Source organism: Aquabacterium sp. (genome assembly GCF_050725395.1).
Lineage (GTDB): Bacteria > Pseudomonadota > Gammaproteobacteria > Burkholderiales > Burkholderiaceae_C > Aquabacterium.
Window position 1 is genome coordinate 1 of record NZ_JBOHHL010000026.1, and the last position, 23119, is coordinate 23119.

General features: G+C 62.6%; 18 protein-coding genes. 7 read left to right on the forward strand and 11 right to left on the reverse strand.

The genetic code is table 11. The annotated features are described in order from the left end of the window. The coding region (locus tag ACREB4_RS15195; RefSeq protein WP_431589073.1) for a flagellar biosynthetic protein FliR at positions 1-319 on the forward strand (319 nt) is incomplete at its 5' end. Positions 320-335: 16 nt separating this feature from the next. Here the strand turns inward: ACREB4_RS15195 and ACREB4_RS15200 are convergent. Together ACREB4_RS15200 and ACREB4_RS15205 are read right to left on the reverse strand one after the other, a co-directional pair. Then, positions 336-992 (reverse strand): glutathione S-transferase family protein, encoded by a 657-nt coding sequence (locus tag ACREB4_RS15200; protein WP_431589074.1) that lies wholly within the window; start codon positions 990-992, stop codon positions 336-338. After that, the gene (locus tag ACREB4_RS15205; RefSeq protein ID WP_431589075.1) at positions 989-1441 is read right to left on the reverse strand and encodes a YciI family protein; all 453 of its coding nucleotides are present in this window, start codon (positions 1439-1441) and stop codon (positions 989-991) included. The genes ACREB4_RS15200 and ACREB4_RS15205 overlap by 4 nt, the downstream gene beginning before the upstream one ends. 313 nt (positions 1442-1754) lie before the next feature. Between ACREB4_RS15205 and ACREB4_RS15210 the strand changes: the two genes are divergently transcribed. The 3 genes from ACREB4_RS15210 to ACREB4_RS15220 all read left to right on the forward strand — a co-directional run bounded on the left by ACREB4_RS15210 (position 1755) and on the right by ACREB4_RS15220 (position 5206). Continuing rightward, positions 1755-3083, forward strand: a complete 1329-nt coding sequence (locus tag ACREB4_RS15210; RefSeq protein ID WP_431589076.1) for a M16 family metallopeptidase — start codon at positions 1755-1757, stop codon at positions 3081-3083. Between the two features lie 6 nt (positions 3084-3089). Then, entirely contained in the window at positions 3090-3572 is a 483-nt protein-coding gene (locus tag ACREB4_RS15215) for a GreA/GreB family elongation factor (protein WP_431589077.1), read from the forward strand. 434 nt (positions 3573-4006) lie between these two features. Continuing rightward, positions 4007-5206, forward strand: a complete 1200-nt coding sequence (locus tag ACREB4_RS15220; protein ID WP_431589078.1) for a sugar ABC transporter substrate-binding protein — start codon at positions 4007-4009, stop codon at positions 5204-5206. Here the strand turns inward: ACREB4_RS15220 and ACREB4_RS15225 are convergent. From ACREB4_RS15225 to ACREB4_RS15250, 6 genes are all read right to left on the reverse strand, one after another. Next, positions 5203-6318, reverse strand: a complete 1116-nt coding sequence (locus tag ACREB4_RS15225; RefSeq protein WP_431589079.1) for a 3-dehydroquinate synthase family protein — start codon at positions 6316-6318, stop codon at positions 5203-5205. The genes ACREB4_RS15220 and ACREB4_RS15225 overlap by 4 nt on opposite strands. A 595-nt stretch (positions 6319-6913) precedes the next feature. Beyond that, positions 6914-7684, reverse strand: a complete 771-nt coding sequence (locus ACREB4_RS15230; protein WP_431589080.1) for a M15 family metallopeptidase — start codon at positions 7682-7684, stop codon at positions 6914-6916. A gap of 36 nt (positions 7685-7720) precedes the next feature. Then, complete coding sequence (locus ACREB4_RS15235; protein ID WP_431589081.1) at positions 7721-8884, reverse strand: DUF2235 domain-containing protein; 1164 nt, start codon at positions 8882-8884, stop codon at positions 7721-7723. A gap of 546 nt (positions 8885-9430) precedes the next feature. Then, the gene (locus ACREB4_RS15240; RefSeq protein ID WP_431589082.1) at positions 9431-13051 is read right to left on the reverse strand and encodes a P-loop NTPase fold protein; all 3621 of its coding nucleotides are present in this window, start codon (positions 13049-13051) and stop codon (positions 9431-9433) included. 390 nt (positions 13052-13441) lie between these two features. Continuing rightward, positions 13442-13597, reverse strand: coding sequence for a DUF3096 domain-containing protein (locus ACREB4_RS15245; RefSeq protein WP_431589083.1), 156 nt, complete (start codon positions 13595-13597; stop codon positions 13442-13444). Then, a complete protein-coding gene (locus ACREB4_RS15250) occupies positions 13594-14709 on the reverse strand; it encodes a glycine zipper 2TM domain-containing protein (RefSeq protein WP_431589084.1) in 1116 nt (371 codons plus the stop codon). Before ACREB4_RS15250 ends, ACREB4_RS15245 begins: the two co-directional genes overlap by 4 nt. 110 nt (positions 14710-14819) lie before the next feature. On the opposite strand from ACREB4_RS15250, the gene ACREB4_RS15255 reads away from it, so the two are divergent. After that, positions 14820-16154, forward strand: a complete 1335-nt coding sequence (locus ACREB4_RS15255; protein WP_431589085.1) for an alkaline phosphatase family protein — start codon at positions 14820-14822, stop codon at positions 16152-16154. Positions 16155-16172: 18 nt separating this feature from the next. After that, on the forward strand, positions 16173-18176 hold the full coding sequence (locus ACREB4_RS15260) for a DNA topoisomerase IV subunit B (protein WP_431589086.1): 2004 nt from the start codon (positions 16173-16175) through the stop codon (positions 18174-18176). Between the two features lies 1 nt (position 18177). Here the strand turns inward: ACREB4_RS15260 and ACREB4_RS15265 are convergent, their stop codons facing one another. Beyond that, positions 18178-18396: a hypothetical protein gene (locus ACREB4_RS15265; protein WP_431589087.1), complete on the reverse strand. Its 219-nt coding sequence runs from the start codon at positions 18394-18396 to the stop codon at positions 18178-18180. 123 nt (positions 18397-18519) lie between these two features. Here ACREB4_RS15265 and parC point away from each other — a divergent pair, with 123 nt between their 5' ends. Continuing rightward, positions 18520-20844, forward strand: a complete 2325-nt coding sequence (gene parC, locus ACREB4_RS15270) for a DNA topoisomerase IV subunit A (protein WP_431589088.1) — start codon at positions 18520-18522, stop codon at positions 20842-20844. Between the two features lie 17 nt (positions 20845-20861). Here parC and ACREB4_RS15275 read toward each other — a convergent pair whose 3' ends face one another. Both ACREB4_RS15275 and ACREB4_RS15280 read right to left on the reverse strand, forming a co-directional pair. Beyond that, entirely contained in the window at positions 20862-22274 is a 1413-nt protein-coding gene (locus ACREB4_RS15275; RefSeq protein WP_431589089.1) for a protein kinase domain-containing protein, read from the reverse strand. Next, on the reverse strand, positions 22264-23007 hold the full coding sequence (locus tag ACREB4_RS15280) for a metallophosphoesterase family protein (RefSeq protein WP_431589090.1): 744 nt from the start codon (positions 23005-23007) through the stop codon (positions 22264-22266). Before ACREB4_RS15280 ends, ACREB4_RS15275 begins: the two co-directional genes overlap by 11 nt. Positions 23008-23119 lie beyond the last annotated feature (112 nt).

Here is a 23119-nt window from a genome sequence, read left to right on the forward strand (position 1 = left end):
GGCGGCGGTGATCCACAGCTTCGACACCTTTCCGGTGTCGGCCCAGCCGCTGGCCTTCTTGAGCGTGGTCCAACCCCAGGTCTGGGGGGCCGAAATCTTCAAGCTGGGCCTGTGGGTGTCGCTGCCGGTGGTGGCCATGCTGTCGTTGGTCAACTTGGTGATGGGCTTGATCTCGCGCGTGGCCCCGCAGATGAACATCTTCTCCATCGGTTTCCCGGTGACCCTGGGCGTGGGCCTGACCGGGCTGTGGCTGACCTTGCCGATGATGCAGGTGCCACTGACCATGGCGATCGAGCGCATGCTGGGCTACTTTCAGTAGCGTTGGCCTTCGTCGTTCAATCCCGGTCGGGTGCACCCGGCGGGAAGAAGTGTCGGAAGGGCCGGGCTTCGTCCACCGCACGTGCAAACGAGGGCCGGGCCAGCAAGCGGCGGCGGTAGGCCTGCGCATGTGGGCGCTGCTCGTCCATGGGGTGCACCCAGTCCGCGTAGAACAAGGATGGCGCCGCCGCGCAATCGGCCAGGCTGAAGCCGGTGGCACAAGCCCATTCGCGGTCGGCCATGCGCTGGTCCAGCCACTGGTAGGCGTCGTCCAGCAAGGCCTTGGCCTCCGACACGGTGCGCGCATCGCGCTGCTCAGGCGGGCGGATGAAGTCGGCCACGATGCGCTGCATGGGCGTCATCACGTAGTTGTCGAAGAATCGGTCCATGAAGCGCACGTCGAGGGCGGCGTCTGCATCTTGCGGGATCAGGCGCACCGGGCCGGCGTGGTGCAGGCCCAGGTGCTCGATGATGATGCTGGCTTCCGCGACGGTGCGCTCGCCATCGATCAGCAAGGGCATGCGCTTGATGGGCCACAAGGTCGCAAACTCCTCGCCCGCCGTGCCGCTCCCATCGAGCATGCGGAAGGTGTGGGGCGTGGCGTTCTCGTACAGGGCGGTCAGCACCTTCTGGCAGTAAGACGAGAAGGGGTGGGCGTAGAGGCTCAAGCTCATGGGGTGCTTCCTTTTTGGCGATCGGCTGCTCTTTGCTCGAGCTCGGCACGCAGGCGTTCTTCCTGGGCTTGCAGCTCGGGGGTGAACGCTTCGCCGAAGTCGGCGGCCTCGTACAGCGGGCGGATTTCGATCTCGGAGTCGTCATCCATGGGGTTGGGACAGCGTTTGACCCATTCAAGGGCCTCGTCCATGGACTTGACTTGCCACAGCCAGAAGCCGGCGACCAGCTCCTTGGTCTCGGCGAAGGGGCCGTCGGTCACCGTGCGCTGGGCGCCGGAAAACAGCACCCGCTTGCCCTTGGCGCTGGGGTGCAGGCCTTCGCCCGCCAGCAGGATGCCGGCTTTGACGAGCTCTTCGTTGAATTGGCCCATGGCCGCCATCAGCTCCGTGCGGGGCATTTCGCCCGCTTCCGATTGGTAGGTTGCTTTCACCATGACCATGACACGCATGATTGTTCTCCTTGGGTGGGTTGAGGGGGTTTGAGGGCCCAGAGGCCCCGACATGATGACGACGAACCAGCTTGCCCGAAATCGACAGCTGTTGGCACTTTGGCGAACAAGTTCGCCTTCTGAACCCGGGCCGCCAGGCAAAAAGCGTGGCGCTTGAGGATGGGGGAGTGGGGTTTGGGTGCCTTGTGGGCCGGGGTTCAGGCGGTAGGCGCCGACTTTTAAGCGGCGCGCGCTTGCGTTTGAAGTGGACGGTCCAAGCCAGAGCCCTTGCCTCCGACTCGTCTCGATGCCAAGGTCGAGGCGACAATAGGGCATGGAACAAGAAACTGGTACCCGGCCGCTTCTCCGTACGCTGCCTAACGGTGTCCGGCTGCTGGCCCTTCCCATGCCGCACGTGCGGAGCGTCAGCGTGGGCGTGTTCCTGCGCGTCGGCTCTCGCGACGAGACGCCCGCCACCAACGGCATCAGCCATGTCCTGGAGCACATGGCCTTCAAGGGCACCACCACGCGCTCTGTGCAGGCGATCAATCTGGATGCGGAGCGGCTGGGCGCTGAAGTCAACGCCTACACCGGCAAAGACAGCACTGGCTACTTCATGACCGGCCTGGGAGCGCACGCGCAGCAACTGCTCGGCATGACGGCCGACATCGTTCTCCACAGCACATTTCCCGAGATCGAACTGCAGCGCGAACTGGAGGTGATCCGCCAGGAAGCCATCGAGTACGACGAAGATCCCGACGACAGTTCCAACGACCTGCTCGACCGCGCCCTCTGGGGTACCCATCCCATGGGCATGCCCGTGATCGGCACGGTCGAGAACATCGAGGGCTTCACACGCGACGATCTGGTTCGCCATGTGCAGCAGCATTACGTTGCAAACAACACTGTCGTCGTCGCGGCTGGCCACTTCGACGTCGACGCCTGGATGAGCCGCGCCGAGGATCTGTTCACGGCGATGCCCGCATCGCCCGACAGTGGCAGGTCGCATCCTCCAACCCCTGCGGCGTATGCCAGCCAGGCGGTGGCTCGGCGCTTCACGCAAGTGTCGCAGGTGTTCCTGAACATCGCCTATCCGCTGTTGCCCATGGGCCCGGACGGCATGCCATCGCGGCGCTTGCGCCTGGCCGCTGCGCTCGCGGCCAATCTGTTCGGCGGCGGGATGTCGGCCCCTTTGGTCGACACGGTTCGGGAGCGGCTCGGCCTGGCCTACACGGCAGATGCCAACCTCGACAGCGGAGACAACTGGGTCAATTTCGTGGTGCATGCCGTGACCACCCCGGACAAGATCGAGGCGCTGGTCCAAGCGACGGGCGAGCTGCTGCATGCCCAGACGACCAGCATCGACCCTGTCCATCTGGAGCGGGCGAAAAACCAGTTGACCGTCTCGTACGTGCGCGCCAGTGAACGGCCCTTCGCCACGATGGAGCGGGCCGTCGAGGAACTCTGGGCCAGCGGGAGCGTGACGCTGCTGGCCGAGACAACGGCCCTGATCGACGACATCTGCTCGGAAGAAGTACGGGACGTCTTTGCGCGGATGCTCGCCCATCCCCCGGCGTTGTCGATCACCGGCAAGGGCGTCAGCGCCAAGTCTGCGCGGCAGCTGGCGGGCTCTTTGGCAGCCAGCGCTCTTCAGAAACCGTAGGAGAGCATGGATAAATTCTTGCTGCAGCAGCAGGTGCTGGAACGGCTCGCCGAAGACCTGCTGCAAGCCGAACAGGCAGCGCGGGCGGCTCATGAAACGGCGACTCACGAAGAAAACATCGCCGAAAACAAGTACGACACCTTGGGACTCGAAGCCGCCTACCTGGCCACCGGCCAAGCCCGTCGCGCCGAAGCCATCCGCCAGGCGATGGCCAACTGGCGCCAATTCCGCCCGCGCCCCTACGACGCCAGCAAAGGTATACAGCTCGGTGCGCTGGTCTGCCTGGTCGATTCCGACGACAAGCAGCAACAGCTCTTTCTTGGCCCGGACGGGGGCAGCATGAAGTTGGTCAGCGACGCTCAGCTCGTTCAGGTCATCAGCAGCGAAGCCCCGTTGGGCAGGGCCTTGCTCGGCAAATGCGAGGGTGACGAGGTGTCGATACAGGTCGCTCCAATCCGGCAGCAGTTTGAGGTGCTGCGGGTTCATTAGGCCGCAAGCAAGTTCACGCCGAATCGATCGGAAATTACTTGCTCCGACCCCTTTAGGCTGTTTGCTGCCGCTGAGTTTTGGCTGCCCACGACTGCTGCTTGCAGCGCCTGTCATTGGACCGTTCGATGGCTGAGTGACTGCTGCACCTACCGGAACCGGACCTGCGGCCGAAATCGAGTTTGGGACGGTCGGGGCCCAACGCAGCGCACGTGTCAGCGGCTGCTCTTGCGAACAACGGACTCACAGTACCGGCCACATGCAGACGATAGGGCGAATGGTCCCAAAACCCACAGGCCCGATCAAAAAAGACTGTCAGTGACGGTGTCGTCGGCATCATCTGAAGTCGTCGTTGCGGTGTCGGCATTGAGCGCTGGCCAGGTCTGCGCATACTGGTGATAACCTTCTCCCATGTCCGACAAAGCAAGGTGATCGCGATGAAGCCAACCGCAGCCACCCCCCACGATGTGATCGAGTTCTCGCTGACGCTTGCTGGGTTGATGGTGGCGATGCTTTTGATTATCGGCATTCTGTACTTTGCGCAGCTCGCGGCGAGGAGGGACCGCCTACGCAATAGTGGGATCAATTTCTGGACCGTAGCCCTGACCTGCTCGATCCTGACTTTCGTTGTGACGATGTTGATCTACACCACCAAGCGCGACGCGAGCTATGCACTCGGCGTGATGTTCGGGGTGATGTCGCTGCTAATGGCGATCCTATTCCGTTACGAACGCTTCTTCAAAAATCGCTCGGTCGGCATTGTCCTTAAGTCCAGGAGCAACTTCGTCCAGGCGCTCGGCGAAGCAGCGAGTAGAGGGCTGAAGACGACCAGCAATTTTGACGTCAAGGCATCCACAATTGACGCTGTAGCACCTTTAGCCGAATCGGTCGAGCATCAGGTGCAACTGTTGCGGTCGCCGGGGATTCGCGAGCTCGACGCGCTAATCGTGATCCCTTCATCGTCGGATGAGATTATTGCGGTCGAGATTGCTTCGCTAGTGTCTCGTGGCGTCTACGTCGTATGCTGCGACATCAAGCCGAACAACAGACATTTCTTTGAACGTAGCCTGTTTCCGCCAGCCTTCGTCGGATCGGATTGTGGCATCGGTGGCCGACTCATCGGCGAGGCGATGGGTGAGAATTGCGCCGAAGACGAGTTATTCGTCGTTCTCAGCGGGCCTTCGATGTCGGCGCCAGGTCGCGCGCGTGCGCAAGCAGTGCTGACAGCGCTGCGCCGGTCGGTGGTGACACCATCGATACATGAGGTCGCAATAACTTCCTGGAATCCGGATGAGGTTTGCGGAGTCTTCCAGTCGGAGATCGCACCGCTGCTGGCTGTCGACCGCCCGCGATCAATGTTCTGCGCCAACGACGAGATTTGCCGGATGCTGTCGAACGAGCTCTACACAAACCTTGACCGCTACGGTAAGCGATGGCGGCTGTATGGCTACGACGGCCTGCGAGATTCGTCGGGCACGCTGCTGGTGCGCAACCTGCCCTACGTCGTGGCGACGGTCGACCAGAAGGTGGGCGAGATTGGTGCTATAGCGGCGAGATTTGTCGACGAACACTACCGTCGGATCAACAACGAGAAGCGCCGCCGCGTGATCCTAGAACCGACGTTGATTCGCTTCTAACGCGCTTCGGCGTCGCCGGCCAGCAGGCCGCCTACCTCGACAATGGCGTGCTCAATCGCGTCGATGGACAGCAACCTCAGATCGGTGGTGTCAAGCTCGTCGAGGGTCGTAGCGGGCGCGCGCAGCGTTCTACGAGGTGACAGCACTGTCAGGGCTGCGCCGCGCAGTTTATCGACGACCGAAGCAACCGTCTCGGGCTGCCAGAAAGCGCCGAAGTCTTGGCCACGCGACCAGCGCGTCACCTGTGAAATCAGCACATCGCGTGGGTGATCGAGGCCTTCGAGATGCAGATCGACGAGCAATCCGAAGAGGACAGCCCAAGCATGGCGCGGCTCGAAGCTCAGCGCCTCTTCCAAAGCCGTGGCGTGCAGGTGGCCGTAGGACAGAACCCTGGCCGCGACATGTCTCGGATCACGGGCCAGAACCCGCATTACGCCAGCCTTTAAAACAAGTCCAGCGACAGCACACTCAAACAGGTCGTCTATATCTGGCACATCGGCGCAGAAAGTTTGCGCCAGCTGCGGCAAACTGGCGGGGTCTTGGAAAAGCGCGTGCTTGACGACCTCAATAATTCCTTCTTGCTGCATCGCCAAGTCGCCGGTGGCTAACAGCCACCGACACAAGAAGATGTCATCGGGATCGCAGGTCCGGCGCACCGCGTTTTTGCGGCCTGAGTGATCGTCGTTCAGGAGGCCCAGACTTCCGATGGCGACGTCGCACATCGCCATCGTGTTACTCGGCAGGCAAACGACACGGAACCCCGGGTCGGCTTCTCGGCGTCGAGCGAAGGCGTAGTAAGCAAAGTTGATCAATGACCCGCCGCCAATGACCCAGCCGGCGGACTTCGTGTCCAAGACATCGATGTTGAAGCGTTGCAGTGTCTCAATCGATTTGGTGGCCTCGCTGGAATCGAGCAATACGACCAAAATAGTCGGGTCGCTTACCGCTAACAGGCGGCGCACGCCGGGGTTGGCCAGCAGCGCCGGGTCGAGCAGCACGATCGCGTTGCCAGCGTGCAGTTGTTCGGCGACGAAGCCCGGTTCAGTGTCGACGTGCACCTGGGTAGTCGCCGCCCGGCCCACGCCGGGAATGTCATACGTGCGAGCCTGCATATAGTTCCCCTCTTCGTTCTTCCGGAGCGCGTATACCCGCCCGCGATAGCTCCGAGATTATCGATGACCCCAGTGGCGAGAAATATCAGAGCCAATTCGACACGCCGTCGAATTTTGCTTTTCGGGAACTCCGCCTATATGGTGCAACGGCCCGCGCTGCAAATCTTCGGCAATGGTAGTCTCCGGTAGTCAGTGTGGCCGGAAAGTGCAGCCATAGCACGCCGATTTTCGGTGACAAATGGGAGGATACGAAAGTCTTGGAAGGGTTGTAGGCGTGAGTTCGATGCCTTGAAGAGCAGCCTTTGGATCAATAGGAGCGGCGCAAGGTAAGCGCCGACAGTGACTGTGTCGGCAGTGCCCTCAATACCGGTCATCTCCGTTGCTTCAAGGGCGTTGGCCCGACGGTAGGGATAGGCCCAGATCGCGAATTGGGCGTGTGGGCACCATCGCCAGCAACCGCTGCAACGCTGCCATTCCGCAACTAACAGTCCGCTGAAGCTGCTTTGCGACTCCGTGCAGAATTTGGGAAATCAGGTTGCCCGAGATACAAGGTCAATGAGCCCCGCTTTGCGCGCCCGTTGACCTTTCTGGAGCATCAGACCATCACCGATGGGATCTTGCATGTGTTGCTGGCCAAAGCCACTTCTGCCCGAGGTGGGTCCAGTTCCCAGTGCCACGGTTCCTTATTGACCGTCCTCACGAAGCCGAAGGCAGGTCCGTGCCGCTTCAGCCACTCGTAGGTCGGGTTCCCGTCGCCGCCCGGAACGACCAGGTCGAACGCGGTGCCGTTCTGGTGCTTCGAGTAGCCAGGCTTCGCCGCCGTGTTGAATCCGGGCAGGCGCCGGTCGTAGCCGTCCCTCAGGTACTTCTGTTCGTGGTAGGACCGAAATCCGCTGTTGAGCGTGATGGTGATGCCATCGCGGGCGGCTGCGGACACCATAGTGGCGTAGGCGCGAATCGATGCGGCGGCTAGGTATTCGATCTCGAGCCGTTCGTCCACGATGGCCACCAGTTCGACCTGACCCAGGTACTGGCCATTGGACCAGGCCGCATTGCGATCAAAACGACTGGCACCAGGTTCGGGCGGCATGCTACCGATCGTCTCGTTGCGGAACTTGCCGACGAAGTTCGCCGTGGAAGTCCAACCGAGCGGCGTGAGGTCGTCGGCCTTGACGGCATGGCCAAACAACTTGAAGGACTGGCTGCCAGCCTCCACCAACTTGATCCAATCAATGCGGACCTGATAGCCCGCGGGGATACGCTGAAAGCCACCATCGGCTGCGCGCACGAAAGACATAAAGTCTTCAGGGTTGCGAACGCGCGCGTCCGGGTCCTCCACGACGAAGACTTTGTCTAAGAAACTCATGTCCAACCTCATCAGGTTCTCCCGGACCTTGGCGACTCAAGCCAACGCGGTGGCACCAGGCTGCACCGGGCTGGGCATGCCTGCAAGTATCCATTGGCGGCGGGTGATGAGCGTCTCGTGCTCGACCACCGGGTGGTCGCCCCAATCCCGTGGCTGCGGGGCAAAGGCCGCGAACAGGCCGATCTTCCACGGCTCATGCCCCGCCCCGTAGATATCCAGCAGCCACGCCTCCGGTAGCGGTTTAAAGGGCACGCCCAGTTTGGAAAGCTCGTCCACGATCCACTTCAGTGCGATGTTGGATAGGCCGCTCTCACGCTCGGGATAGCCGCCGCCCACGTCGGCATGGGCACCTCCAAACCATTTTTGCTGGATTCGCTCGCCATCCAACCGCCACAGGGTGGGCGCAAAGCTGGCCCGTTGTTCATCGAAGCTGACCGCATGAAGGCCATGCGTTACGTTGGCCGACAGTTGGTCATTCGCAAACCGGAAGGCGTCGGCCTCTTCAGCAGAGCTGCCCAGGTTGGGAATACCCAGAGCCCCCACTGTGTCCCACACGGCCACAGCGTGGATGGGTGCAGCCACCATGGTGTCGGGTAGCGGCGCAGTCCTCGCCTTCAGCGGCACTGAGGTTATCAGCTCGGCAAGACGTTGACGCAACGTCAGGTTCGGCTGTTTGGCCTTAGCGTCCTCGCGGTATCGGAGCCAGGCGGAAACGCCCATGCGGTACGCCTGCTCTTTGGGGCTCGCGCCATCCTCGTCGGCAGACGCCTGGTTCATGGCGTTCGAATCCAGCAGGCCCACACTGCTGATCATGCCGGCCAGCGCGCGTGCTGTGTAAGCCCCGCGACTAAAGCCCAGGATGACGATGCGATCCCCGGCCTGATAGTGGCGACTGATGAAGGTGTAGCCCCGGACGATCCGTCCGATCATGCCCGCCCCGAATGCACCACCGAGTACCTTCAAGATGCGATTGTCGGAATCGCCCACTCCATGCAGGTACTTGGCTACCAGTTGCGGCTGATCGGGGTCCCCCAGGACTTTCTCGCTTTCATCCTTTAGGCGACGACTCTCCAGTGTGGTGTCGCCCTGCAGCAGGTGGAAGGCTTTCAGGACGTTGGTTGCGTCAGGCACGCCGTCGTCGTCTTCGTCGACGTTCTGCCCATTCCAAGTGCCGTCTGCACAGAACACGATGTACTTCATGGGGCAGCCTCCGCTTGCTTCACATATATGGCCCCATTCTGACAAGAATCAACGATAGAGCTATCCCTAACATTGACGATTGCAAGGGTGTAGCGTGGCCAAGGCGTGCACACAAGCAAAAACGGCCAGTCCTTCCGAGACGAGGTACTGGCTTCGTAGTTGGCGATTGGCGGGGTCCTCCCAACAGTGCCGCAAACCGAGAAATCACGTGCAGGGGATCTGCTGGATAAAGGTCTGTCGGGCTCTTTCCAGGAAAAAGTCCACAGTTTTGAAAGCGCAGATATCCGTCGAGCCCGCTCATTCCACGCCTTGTGACCTACACGCTTGGAATAAGGCCCTTCGGGATCTCTAACAAATCAAGGAGCTTCGAATTCGCTGCCGCGACGAGCATCCCAGCCGCTCCGGTAGGCGTCCGGCTATGACGGCCTAGCTGATAGCGGAAGTTCACCAGCGGCCGCTTCGAGGCACTTCTCCGACCGGCACGACGACGCTATCAGAGGTGGCGCGGTGGCCAGCGGCGCAAGCCGCCGCTGCCTGGGCGGCAACCTATGACTGCTGAGTCACGTCGGGGCCTAGATCAATCGGCTCCGCACCGAAGCTAAAACGCTTGGTGAGCAGCGCCGCCCACTTTACGTCTCCAACCTTGGTCTGGGGCCGCCTGCGTGCCAACACGTCCAGGATGCTGTCTAGGTGAGTCTCGAGGACAGGTTGGCCTGCAGAGGAACCAGCCCGCCAACTCTGGAGCGCGGCGGATATCGTCTCGCCGGGCGCCTCCTGCTTGAGAAGCTTCAGCCAATCATCGAACGTGTGGGGAATGGCTGTGGCGATGGCCACTTGCGCAATCAGCTCGTACGAACCGCCTCGGCTATTGGCCGCAGCATCCTCCACGGACAGGCTTGCCTTAATGACCTGGTAGACGTTCATAAATCGAAGCAGCCGGCGCGGAGAGTTCCCGGCCCACCTGGCAAGCTCCTTCATGAACTTCACTTCGTCCGGGTCCAGATCCACGTGAGGAACGGTCTGACGCTGCCCTGGTGTGTCGGCAACATCCTCCGCAGCCTTCGCATCGGCGGTGGTGCGATCAGCCTCATTAATGGTGAAGTCGGCAGCGTTCCCTGAGCCTTCATCTTCCTCATTCGGCTCGACGTTGGTCTTCGTCTCCTCAAGCGACTTGAGCATCTCCGCGAGACTCGTCTGCTGACCCGTTAAACGGTCAGTCATGAAGTCCTCGCTGCTCTGGTCCGTCATGGGTCTGACCCAATATGGGATCTGGAAGATCTTCTCCAGATAATCGTGAGCCGTGGCCCCTGACGCGCTTCCAGCATCAGACGCCTTCGACAGCAGGGTAGGGTAGTTGGTGCGGAGTGCTCGTGAGACCCATCTTACGTCAACTGCCACGAACACCACGAAAAGCCTAAAGGACAGCAGCAGGTGAACAGCCTGGAGAACCTCTGCGACCTTCTCAGGTTTGCACCGGTCCAGGTCGTCCACGTACAGGACGATACGGTTCAACCCGACGGCGCTGCTTGGCGCCTTGATCTCTTTGCTTGCAGAGAGCTTCTCTCGCTCGGCTTCAGTCAAAAGGCTACCGTTCTCCGGTTTCGCGAGCTCCAGCAACTTTTCCACCCGATCGGCATACGCCTCACGGTCCCGCACAAGCTCCGGCTCTGACCTGTAGGTCTTTGGCGTCGATGCTGTCGCGATGAGATCCGACAGCTCCTCAAAATCCTTCCGGATATTGGCCACAAGGCCGAGATGCTTCGCGTAGTCCTTGTTGGCCGCGCGGGACCTGACAAAGTTCAGCAAACGTCCTTTGCCGGTGCCAGCGTTGTAGTCACGAGCGGCCTCCCCGAGTCGTTCGGTGCTGGCAGCCAGTCGAGCACGGCCTTCCTCAACTTCTGCGGTCAACCGAGCAAGCTCTTGCTGCTTTGCCTTCACATCATCGGTTGGCGTTGCGAGCGCTGCCTCTGCAGCCTTGCTGAACTTCGCTCGGAAGGACTGGAGGGAGTTCAACGCGCCCTTCACCTGGCTCGTTGCCTTCGCAAAAACTGAGGCGATTGCGGCGATGACGCTTGAGGTCGTCATCGCTGCTGGCGTCAGAATATCCTTGACGATCGCCTCATCCAGATACATCGCGGCAGCTTTTCGAAGGTAATACAGAACAACGCCGATGAGCAGGAATACACCGAGGAACAACCCGACATTCACCCAGGAGCCAAGCTGACTACGCAGGCCGACGGCTAGCAGATTGGCACGTCCACGTTGAACTTCCAGTTGCTCAATCGCCTCGTTCAGAACCTTGCCGTCTTCGAGGAGACCGGGGATGGCGAGGCGGTCGGCCGCATTCTTTAGGCTCTTGTTTTCCCTATCGTCGAGTTGCCCCAGGAACTGCGACTTCACCGCCTCCCAGTAGACCTGCGACGATGTTCCTATGCTCGACTGCTTCTGCAGAAGCTTTCGCTCTGCCTCAGCGACCGATTTAGCAGCTCCCGCCTGTTCTTTTCGCCTTTGGATGAGCCTCTCCGCTGAGTCAATCGTTAGTTCACGCGCGGTCGATAGCTGCTCGAAAAGGACCTCTGAGGCTTCGCGCTTCTCTTTGTTGGTCGACCTGTCCAGCTCCGTGAATATGTGATCGACGAGACTTGCCCAAAGGTTGGTATCGACGTAGTGCCAGGCGTTGAACCTAATCTGAACTACATGGTTCAGTAGCTCCTGGGGGCCGTTGGCCTTTCCAGCCTCGTTGCTTAGCCGCTCGATATGCTCGTGGACAAGCTTCATGAAGAAGGACTTTCCCGACCCCCACTCCCCGAAGACTCCCACTGCCAGTGGTGGGACGAAATGCTTTGAGAGGGTCAAGCCCGCGAAGGCCTGGGCCTCCCTGTCTGCGCCCAAGGAGTCCTTGACTCCCTTTCTCAGCGCGTTGTCGTTTCCGACGACCGCAACGGGCATCCCGCCGGTCAGTGGAGATACGGCGACCGCGCTGTTTCGCACCCGGAATGCCACCTGCCAGAACTCGAGGAGCGCCGGGTAGCGGTCCTCCACGACTCGCAGTACACGAATTTGAATGTCGAGCAACGAGAGGCCGACGCGCTCCAGTCGTTCAACCACCTTTCCGTCTTTAAAGGTCAGAAGTGAGGCAACTATGAAGTCGGCAGAGAGCTCGGTGCTGTTCGGCGAGCTGGTGAAGTTGAGGTCCCAGGCGCGTTCGATCAAATTGACTACGTTCTCAGTGACCCTTAGTAGATCTGTTGGGGCACCTTGTCTCTGCTCGCTGCGGTAGCCTTTCTCGACGCGCGCCAGTTGGTCTGCTATCTGGTTGGACACTTCAGAAAGGATTTCTATCGCGACCGACTCGCCTTTTTTCTTTGGCGATGCGCTCACTCGACGGTTTGACGTGAACGCAGCAAGGAATAGCCGCGTTGTCGAGATCGGCCCTTGAATTCCTAGCGGCCTGTAGTCCGCGGCCCTGAGGATGCCCTCGGCTGCAGTAGTGAGCCGAATTCCAAGCAACCGTGATAGCGTCGAAGAAAACGAGTTGTCGTCGGAACCCGCGGCGATGATCTCGTCCTTCTCGTCCTTCTCGTCCTTCTCGTCCTTCTCGCCCGAAAACGCCTCGTCAGGTTCGTCTATAGGCAGAGGCGCGCCGGCGCTGCGATTCAGGGCTGAAGGTACTGACGGAGGGTGAGGAGCTAGCCCGCCCGGGTTGTCTGGCCTCCCTGCATCGCTGGGCATCAAACTCAGAAGGTTGCTGACCTCCTGAGGCTCAAGTGGAAAGTTCGCGCCCTGGGATACGCTCACAAAGAGATTGCTCGCCATGAACGCCCGTGCGTTCACGACAGCCTGGCGGGAGATTGGGCGATTCAGCCACCCTGAAACCTGGACAGGCACACGCCATCGCGCCTTTTTGCCAACGACGGCAGGCTGCGGACGTCCCTCCGCCGCTACACGGCCCCAGCCGCGAAGGCCGCCCTCATCACCGGACTCCCAGAAGAGGATAAGGTCTCCAACCTTCGTCTCTCCGACCCAGCGAATGATCTGCCATTCAATGCGCCGCGTGTCCCGCAGCTCTTTAAGCCACGCCGCGTCTTTGGATGGCTTGAACTGATATAGCCACGCGTGGTAGGTACTCGACGGCTCCATCCTGATTCTCTCCCCGTAGATGGCCATGCATTCTGGCTCGTTTGCCTCAGAGAGGAGGCGTCGAGGCGCTTGGGTGGCCGGGCGTCAGTATCAACCAAACTGCAACGAAGAGGAGCGAATAGCGTTGAGCCGGTCGTCCGCGAGATCTGTGCGGCAGTGGAAAGCGAGCAATGAAGGCCGCAGCATGGCCAAACCAGTCGCTCGAACAGCCCCGCGTCGGCAAGCTGCGGCCTGCGTCTCAGCCTCTACGTTGAACGGCAGCTTTATGGTGTTGAGTCTTGCAAGTCGAAGGACCGCAGCCGCTGCAAAGCCGCCGTAGCCGGATGCAGTAGTCGGGGACTTGCCGTCAGTGATGGCCACATGCAAGGCACCCACAGCGCGTGGAGGCAGCATTTCCTCGCCGTGTGCATCCAATCATCACCCAAGCCGCAGGCCACCAGCCCCCAGCAGCCCGATCAGCCCAATCGCGATCAGGTAGATCGCAACGATGTAATTAAGCAAGCGCGGCATCACCAAGATGAGGATGCCCGCCAGCAGCGAAATCAGCGGCGTCAGGCTTAGGTGCAGATTCATTGCGAGCCTCCTGTTGAGCGGCTCACGATGGCGCCATCGACGATCTTCACGCGCGTACCGACCATCAGCACTGGGTCCACCGCATGGTCAAAGGTCTTGGTGCTGCCATCTTCCAGCTGGACCGTGACGCGGTAGACCGTGGTCTTCTCCCTGGCGTTCTGGATGCGGTTGCCTGCATAAGCGCCGCCGATGGCTCCGACGATGCGGGCGATGTCCTTGCCCGAACCGCCGCCCACCTGGTTGCCGAGCACAGCGCCGATCACGCCACCAGCGACGGTGCCCAGCACATTGTGCGAATTTTCATCTTCGATCTCGGCCTTGCCGACCGCTGTCACGACGCCGCAAGTGGTGGCACCGGCCATGTCGGCGCGGCGGGCATCGCGGCCGTCACGGCGGTCGCAGCCAGGGGCGTTGTTGGTGTTGGCGTCTGTGTTTGCCACCTGGTCACGCACGAAGCGCTGGCTCGTCTCCTTCTGCCCAAGCTTCAAGAAGCCAGTGGCCACCAGCTTGCCGCGCAGGCGGTCCTTGCGGGACACGGTGTAGCTTCCTTCGTACAAGCCGCGGCTGACCTCGGTCAGGGGCATGGCATTGGCGATGCCCTCGACGGCCACGCGGGCGGTGCCGCCGGGCACACCCGAGAGGGAGAACTTCAGTTCGTCGCCAGCGCGGATGCGATCCGGCGCATTGACCGTGAAGGCCCCGATGCGTGCCGTCTGGACAGGGCTGGGCGCGCCGCGCAGCAGTGACTGGTCGAGCGTGGCATTCATCACCCGGCCATCGCGCGCGATGCGGGCTGTCACCAGGCTGGTCGCCGTGAGCCGGTCACGCGTGCGGACGGTGTAGTCGCCTTCGTAGACGCCCGGCCGGACCTCGTTCATGCGCACGCCGGAGGTCGCGCCGCCAATTTGCAGCGTGACCTCGGACCCCGGCGTGGCCGTGAGCCTGAAGGCCAACTCGGTGCCGGGTGTCAAGGCGCGCACCGGTTCGACGCTGAAGCTGTCGGCGGTGACGCTCGCGGTCGTCTGTGCATAGGCAGAGGTGGCCACGGTCAGCGGCAAGGCAGCCGCCAGCGCGAGAATGAGCACGGACAGGCGTGAGGGCAGGTTCATCATGGGGTTCCAGCGTGCCGCGAAACGGGCACGTACCCTGGTTTAACGCGGCACGGGCCGTCGTGGCCGACAGAACAGAAAAAGATAGTTGGCGTAGGCTAACCTACGCCCCCATGAAGCCTCGCCGCCCCGCCGCCATCACGCGCCGCACCATCCTTCGCCGCCTTCTCGCCACTTTGCTCAGCGCCGGCCCTTTGTCCGGCCTGGCCGCCGCTCGCCGCAAACCCTCAGCCAAAGCCGAGCCGGCGCCCACGTCAAACGAGCCCGTTCCAGGCTGGCGCCCCGATCACACGGTCATCGTCATCCTGGAAAACCTCTCGGCCTTCGAAGCCACCAAAGCCCAGCTCAAAAGAGGCGACGGCCCCGTCTTCGCCAGCACCTCGAACTGGCGCTACCTGAACGAGCTGGCCAGCCAGGGCGCCCGCTTCACCAACGCGCATTTCACGAGCACGCCTTACGGCTCGGCCTTGCCTACGCGCCCCAGCCAACCCAACTACCTGTTCTTGTTTTCCGGGCACCACCAGGGCGTGCTGCCCGCCTGGTTCGAAGACAGCCGCTCGCCTTATCCCGGGCAAGCCATGCACGACCGCCAGGGCCAGCTGCTGCCGAAGCCACGGCAGTGCATGGTGGGCGTCGCCAATGCCAACCTGCCCGACGCCTGGTTGCCACTGACCTCGCCCAACCTGGGCGCGGCCCTGATGCAATCGGGGCGCAGCTTTGCCAGCTTCTGCGAATCGCTGCCTTACCCCAGCTGGAACTGCGGCACCGATGACCGCACGGTGGCTTGCGCGGTCGCCCAGGCCCCGTCCGACGACTACCGGCGCAAGCACAACCCCACCGTCAACTGGACGGACCAGACCGCCCCGACCAGCGCCCGTGGCCTCCAGGGCGACCTGGCGCACCATGTGCTGCCGGTCAGCGCCAACCTGGGCTTCGCGCCCACCAAGGACCCGGTGCTGAAGACATCCTTCCGGGGCTTCGACCGCGATGCCGAAGGCAAGCCTTTGGCATTCGATCAGTTGCCGCACGTGTCCATCGTGGTGCCCAACGAGCAGCACGATGCCCACAGCGACTCTGCGCAAGTGGCCGACCAGTGGCTGCGCCAGAACATCGGCGCCTACGCCGCCTGGGCCAAGGCCCACAACAGCCTGCTGATCGTCACCTTCGACGAAGACGGGAGCACCGATGCCAGCCAGGGCAACCCCTACATCACCGGCAAGGGCCGCATCCCGACCTTGTTCTATGGCGCGGGCGTGAAACAGGGCGATTTCGCTGGCCGCGTGGACCACCTCAACGTTCTGGCCACCGTCTTGTGGCTCAATGGCGCCCTGGACCGTTTCAAGTCCGATTTCCGGCAATTTCACCGGGTGGTCGATGGTTCGGGGTCGGAGGCCGAGCAGGAATGGCTCAATCTGCGCCCCGTCACCGAAATCTTCCGCGCCCCTTAAGTTCGTAGAATCGCGCCCATGTCATCGAAACCGTCCCCCGCTTCCACACCGTCCGCAAAACCTGACAACAGCTACGGCGAATCGTCGATCCGCGTGCTCAAGGGCCTGGAGCCTGTCAAGCAGCGCCCGGGCATGTACACCCGCACCGACAACCCGCTGCACATCATCCAAGAGGTGATCGACAACGCCGCCGACGAGGCCCTGGCCGGTTTTGGCAAGCGCATCGCCGTCACCCTGCACACCGATGGCTCGATCAGTGTCGAGGACGACGGCCGCGGCATCCCCTTCGGCCTGCACCCGGAAGAGCAGGTGCCCGTGGTCGAAATCGTGTTCACCCGCCTGCACGCCGGCGGCAAGTTCGACAAGGGCTCGGGCGGCGCCTACAGCTTCTCCGGGGGGCTGCACGGGGTGGGCGTCAGCGTCACCAATGCGCTGTCGACTCGCCTGCAAGTCACCGTGCACCGCGAAAAGCAAACCGCCCAACTGTGCTTCAGCGGCGGCGATGTGATCGAACCTTTGACCGTGCGCCCGCTGGCCTCGGGCGAACGCAAGAACGGCACCACGGCCCGCGCCTGGCCCGACCCCAAATACTTTGAAAGCGCCGAGCTGCCCAAGGGCGAGCTGGTGCACATGCTGCGCAGCAAGGCCGTGCTGATGCCAGGCGTGACCATCACGCTGACCACCGAGAAGACCGGTGAAACGCTGACCTGGCTCTACAAGGGCGGCCTGCGCGATTACTTGACGCAGGCGATGAACACCGACCCCATCATCCCGCTGTTCGAAGGCGAGCAGTTCGCCACCGGCAGCGAGACCGAGAATTTCGCGGAAGGCGAGGGCGCCGCCTGGTGCGTGGCCTTCACCGAAGAAGGCGCGGCCATGCGCGAAAGCTATGTCAACCTGATCCCCACGGTGGCTGGCGGCACGCACGAATCGGGCTTGAAGGAAGGCCTGTTCACCGCCATCAAGGGCTTCATCGAGATGCACAGCCTCATGCCCAAGGGCGTCAAGCTCATGCCCGACGACGTGTTCTCGCGCGCCAGCTTCGTGCTCTCAGCCAAGGTGCTGGACCCGCAGTTCCAGGGCCAGACGAAAGAGCGCCTGAACAGCCGCGATGCCTTGCGCCTCGTCAGCACCTACGTCAAGCCGAGCCTGGAGTTGTGGCTGAACCAGCACGTGGATTACGGGAAGAAGCTGGCCGAACTGGTCATCAAGCAGGCCCAGGCCCGCCAACGTGCCGGCCAGAAGGTCGAGAAGAAGAAGGGCTCCGGCGTGGCCGTGCTGCCTGGCAAGCTCACCGATTGCGAAAGCCGCGACATCAGCCTGAACGAAGTGTTTCTGGTGGAAGGTGATTCGGCCGGTGGCAGCGCCAAGATGGGCCGCGACAAAGAGACGCAAGCCATCCTGCCCTTGCGTGGCAAGGTGCTCAACGCCTGGGAGGTCGAGCGCGATCTGCTCTTCAAGAACAACGAGATCCACGACATCGCCGTCGCCATGGGCGTGGACCCGCACGGCCCCAACGATTCACCCGATTTGAGCGGCCTGCGCTACGGCAAGGTCTGCATCCTCTCGGACGCCGACGTGGACGGTTCGCACATCCAAGTGCTGTTGCTGACGCTGTTCTTCCGTCACTTCCCTAAATTGATCGAGACCGGGCACATCTACGTGGCCAAGCCACCGCTGTTCCGCATCGATGCGCCCGCGCGCGGCAAGAAGCCCGCCGCCAAGATCTACGCCCTGGACGAAGGCGAGCTGCACGCCACGCTGGACAAGCTGCGCAAGGAAGGCGCCCGCGAAGGCTCGTGGAGCATCAGCCGCTTCAAGGGCTTGGGCGAGATGAACGCCGAGCAGTTGTGGGACACCACGCTCAATCCGGAAACGCGCCGCTTGATGCAGGTGGCCTATGGAGAGCCCGGTTTCGAATCCACCGAAGGTTCGTTCAACAAGCTGATGGGCAAGGGGGAAGCCGCTTCGCGCCGCGAGCTGATGGAGCTGCACGGCGACGAGGTGGAAGTCGACATTTGATTCAGGTTTTGCGACCGCCGACCAGCAACAAGCCGCCCACCACGATCGCGCCCACGCCAGCCCACAAAGGAATGTTGACCGTTTGCTTTTCCTTGACGTTCAACTCCAGCGGTCCCAGCTTCACGGCCGAGGTGTCCTTGGTGTAGGTGAAGCCGCCATAGGTGAGACCCAGGACGCCGGCGACGATGATGGCCACGGCGAGGATTTTGATGCTGTTCATGTCAGTACCCTGTTAATGCATGTGATGACGTTTCGACTGTGACCGCAAACCAGTGATCAAGCCATCGGCCTTGTCTGCTTTGCCTGTCAGCGTTGTCCGACACATTGAGTTTTAGACCACACGATGACCCAAGAATCCATTGACTTCACCACGCCGCCGCCTTCCGATGGTGGCGATGCGCTGACCCTGGCCCACTATGCCGAGCGCGCCTACCTGGAATACGCGCTGAGCGTGGTCAAGGGCCGGGCCTTGCCCGACGTGTGCGACGGCCAGAAGCCCGTGCAGCGCCGCATCCTGTACGCGATGGAGCGCATGGGCCTGAGCTTCTCGGGCAACACGGGCGCCAAGCCCGTCAAGAGCGCCCGCGTGGTGGGCGATGTGCTGGGCAAGTACCACCCGCACGGCGACAGCGCCGCCTACGACGCCATGGTGCGCATGGCGCAAGACTTCGCGCTGCGCTACCCGCTGATCGACGGTCAGGGCAACTTCGGCAGCCGTGACGGCGACGGTGCCGCCGCGATGCGCTACACCGAAGCGCGCCTGGCGCCCATCTCGCGCCTGCTGCTCGATGAGATCGACATGGGCACGGTGGACTTCATCCCCACCTACGACGGCTCGTTCGAAGAGCCCAGGCAGTTGCCCGCGCGCCTGCCTTTCGTGCTGCTCAACGGCGCCAGCGGCATCGCCGTGGGCCTGGCCACCGAGATCCCCAGCCACAACCTGCGGGAAGTGGCCAACGCCACCATCGCCCTGATCCGCAACGACAAGCTGCCCGACGAAGAACTGTTTGGCCACATCCAGGGGCCTGACTTCCCGGGCGGCGGCCAGATCATCTCCAGCCCGCAGGACATCCAGGACGCCTACCGCAGTGGCCGCGGCAGCCTGAAGGTGCGCGCGCGCTGGAAGATCGAAGAGCTCGCGCGTGGCCAATGGCAACTGGTCGTCACCGAGTTGCCGCACGGTACCAGCTCGCAAAAGGTGCTGGAAGAGATCGAAGAGCTGACCAACCCCAAGGTCAAGACCGGCAAGAAGGCCTTGACCGCCGATCAGACCCAGCTCAAGACCACCATGTTGTCGGTGCTGGACACCGTGCGCGACGAGTCCAGCAAGGACGCGGCCGTGCGCCTGGTGTTCGAGCCCAAGACGCGCACGATCAGCCAGCAGGAACTGATCACCACCTTGCTGGCGCACACCAGCCTGGAAACTTCGTCGTCCATCAACATGACGATGGTGGGCGCCGATGGCCGGCCCACGCAGAAGAGCCTGCGCCAGATGCTGAGCGAGTGGATCGGTTTCCGCATGGAGACCGTGACCCGCCGCACCCGCCACCGCCTGGGCAAGGTGCTCGACCGGATCCACATCCTGGAAGGCCGCCAGCTCGTCCTGCTGAACATCGACGAGGTGATCCGCATCATCCGCGAGAGCGACGAGCCCAAGGCCGCGCTGATCGAGCGCTTCAAGCTCAGCGAGCGCCAGGCCGACGACATCCTCGACATCCGCCTGCGCCAGCTGGCCCGCCTCGAAGCCATCAAGATCGAGCAGGAGCTGGCCGAGCTGCGCACCGAGGAAGCCAAGCTGCGCGACATCCTCGACAACCCCAGCGTGCTCAAGCGCACGGTGATCAAGGAAATCGAAGCCGACACCAAGCAGTTCGGCGACGAACGCCGCACCCTGATCCAGGCCGAGAAGCGCGCCGTGGCCGAAGTCAAGGTCATCGACGAGCCCGTGACGGTGGTGGTCAGCCAAAAGGGCTGGGTGCGTGCGCGCACCGGCCATGGCCACGACCCGGCCAGCTTCGCCTTCAAGGCGGGGGATGGCCTGTACGGCACCATGGAGTGCCGCACCGTCGACCCGATGATCGTGATCGGCAGCAATGGCCGCGTCTACAGCCTGCAGGTCAGTGCCTTGCCGGGCGCGCGTGGCGATGGCTCGCCCATCACCAGCATGATCGAACTCGAATCGGGCACGCAGCCCGTGCACTACCTGGCCGGCGCCGTGGACCAAACCCTGCTGCTGGCCAACACTGGCGGCTTTGGCCTGCTGGCCAAGATGGGCGACCTCATCACGCGGCAAAAGGGCGGCAAGGGCTTCCTGACCTTGGACGATGGTGATTTCGTGCTGCCACCGGTGCTGGTACAGCCGGGGCACACGCAGGTGGCCTGCCTGGCGCAAGGCGGGCGCATGCTGGTGTTCGCGCTGGACGAGCTCAAGCTGCAGTCCAATGGCGGACGTGGCCTGACCCTGATGGAGGTCGATGCCAAGAAGGACCCACTGATCTCGGTGGCCACGGCGCACAACGGCGTCAAGGTGATCGGATCGGGCCGTGGCGGCAAGGACAAGGAAGAGGACGTGCGCAACTCGGGCTACACCGCCCACATCGGCAAGCGTGCCCGCAAGGGCAAGGCCGTCGAAGGCCTGCAGAAGGTGTTGAGAGTGCTGCCGCTTTAAAGCGGCTCGCCAACGGCCTACACCCGGACCACGGTGACCGAGCATTCCGCCTCGGCCACCACTTGGGCCGACACGCTGCCCAGGTAGCGCCGCAAGGCCGAATTCCCACGCGCGCCCATGACGATGTGCGCCACCTGGTTGCGGGTGGCGAACTCGACGATGGCCGCGGCCGTGTCCGGCGCCTCCAGCACGTGGAAGGTCAACCGTTGGTCTTCCATCTTCAGTGATTGCTGCAGCGGCCTGGCCCAGTGCTTGATGCCCACCAGCTGTTGCACGTGCAGGCTGTTGCCCGCATCGTCGGTGAGCTTGTCCATGCCGACCCGGTTGGTCTTCATGATGCTGACGCAGGCCAGGCGCGCATTGGGCTCGATCTGAAGGATGCGGCCCACGGTGGTCAGCAGCTTCTGCTGCAACTCCGGCGTGCTCGATTTCAAGCCGATGGCCACCATGATGATGGGGCTGCGGTCGATCTGTTCCGTGGCGGTGATGTCGCCCTTGGGCTCGGCGCCAATGGCCTTGAACCAACGGCCGAAGGTGGTGATGGGACCGGCCTTGATCAGCTTCTCGGCGCGGCCCGTCAAGGCGATCTGGTCGGGGTTTTGCAGGTCGAACACGAGTTGTGCGGCGCTCTGGTAGCGGCTCTCGGGCTGCACTTCAAGGCAACGCAGCACGACCTCCTGGAACCAGGCCGGCAATTCGGGGCGCAGCGCCCGGGGTGGCATGGGCTCGGTGTACAGGCGCTTGCGCAGGCCAACCACGGTGGTGGGCTGGCCGAAGGGCCGTTCGCCCGTGGCCAGGTGGTACATCATCACGCCCAGCGCGAACAGGTCACTGCGGGGGTCGGTGCGCACGAACTGCACCTGCTCGGGCGACATGTAGGGCGACGTGCCCATGGGCAGCGTGAACTCCTCTTCGAGCAGGTCGGGCAGCTGGTCGTGGCGCGAGAGGCCGAAGTCCACCAACACCGCTTCGCCCGATGCGCGGAACATGATGTTGCTGGGCTTGATGTCCAGGTGCACCACGTGCTGGCAATGCAGGGCGTGCAGGGCCTGGGCCACGCTGGCACCCAAGGCGATGATCTCCTCCAAAGGCAAGGGCGCTTGCTGCAAGCGTGGCCTCAGGGTGTCGCCCTGGATGCGCTCCATGACGATGTAGGGCTGGCGCGTGAAGTCGCCGCGGGCCACGAAGCGGGGCACATGGGGTCCGCTCAGGCGCGGCATCAGCATGCGCTCGACTTCAAAGCCGACGATGGAGGCCGGATCCTCGCCACCTTTGATGCGTGGCACTTTCATGATCAACGGCACATCGATCGCCATCTCCAGCGAACTCACCGACCACAGGTGGGCCATGCCGCCCTGGTGCAGCCTTTCATCGAGCCTGAAGCCATCGATGACCTGGCCGGCCTCGAGGCGCGTCGGCTCAGTGGCCATGCTTGAGTCTTTCTGCATGGTGGCTGGGCAGGCCGGCGGCGATGATGCGCCTGGCGGCCTCTTCGTGGTCGTAGGGCACGCGCTGGAAGGTCAGCGTGTCGGTCTCGGTGTCGAACAAGGCGTAGCACGCGGCCGGGTTGCCATCGCGCGGTTGCCCGACCGAACCAGGGATGGCCAGCCAGCGGCGCGCGGGCGAGAGTTCGATGGGCACGGCTGCCACGGGGCTGAACTCGCCGGCCTTGCCGGTGTTGGTCAGGTGGTAAAGGCAGGGTTGGTGCATGTGGCCGCAAAACACAAAGCGGTGTTCGGTGGAAAACAAGCTGCGCGCCGCTTCCACGCGGTTGTGGATGTAGCCCCAGTTCACCGGATCGTGCGCATTGGCGTGCGTCATCAGGCAATCTTCCACGGTGGCGGTGAGTGGCAGGCAGGCCAGGAAAACGTGCTGGTCCGGACTCAGCTGTTGGCGTGTCCATGCGAGCGAGGGCATGACGTGGCCTGCCAGGTCGGCGCTGCCGTGGCCGTCGATCGCATCGTCGTGGTTGCCACGCACGGCGATTGCTCCTTGGCTGATCCGCTCTCGGATGAAGTCCACCGTCCAGGCAGGGTCGGCCCCATAGTCCACATAGTCGCCCAGGAACACGAGCTGGTCGATGCCTTGTTCCTGGGCGTGCGCCCACACGGCCTCGGTGGCTTGGCGGTTGGCATGCAGGTCTGACAGCAGTGCGAGCTTCATGGCGAGGCAATCGTGTCCATCCAACGAGTCTAGACCGGATGGGGTTTAAGGGTCTTCCCCACTCACATTTTCGGCCGCCGAAGCGTTTGATGGCGTCGGGATGACATGGGGA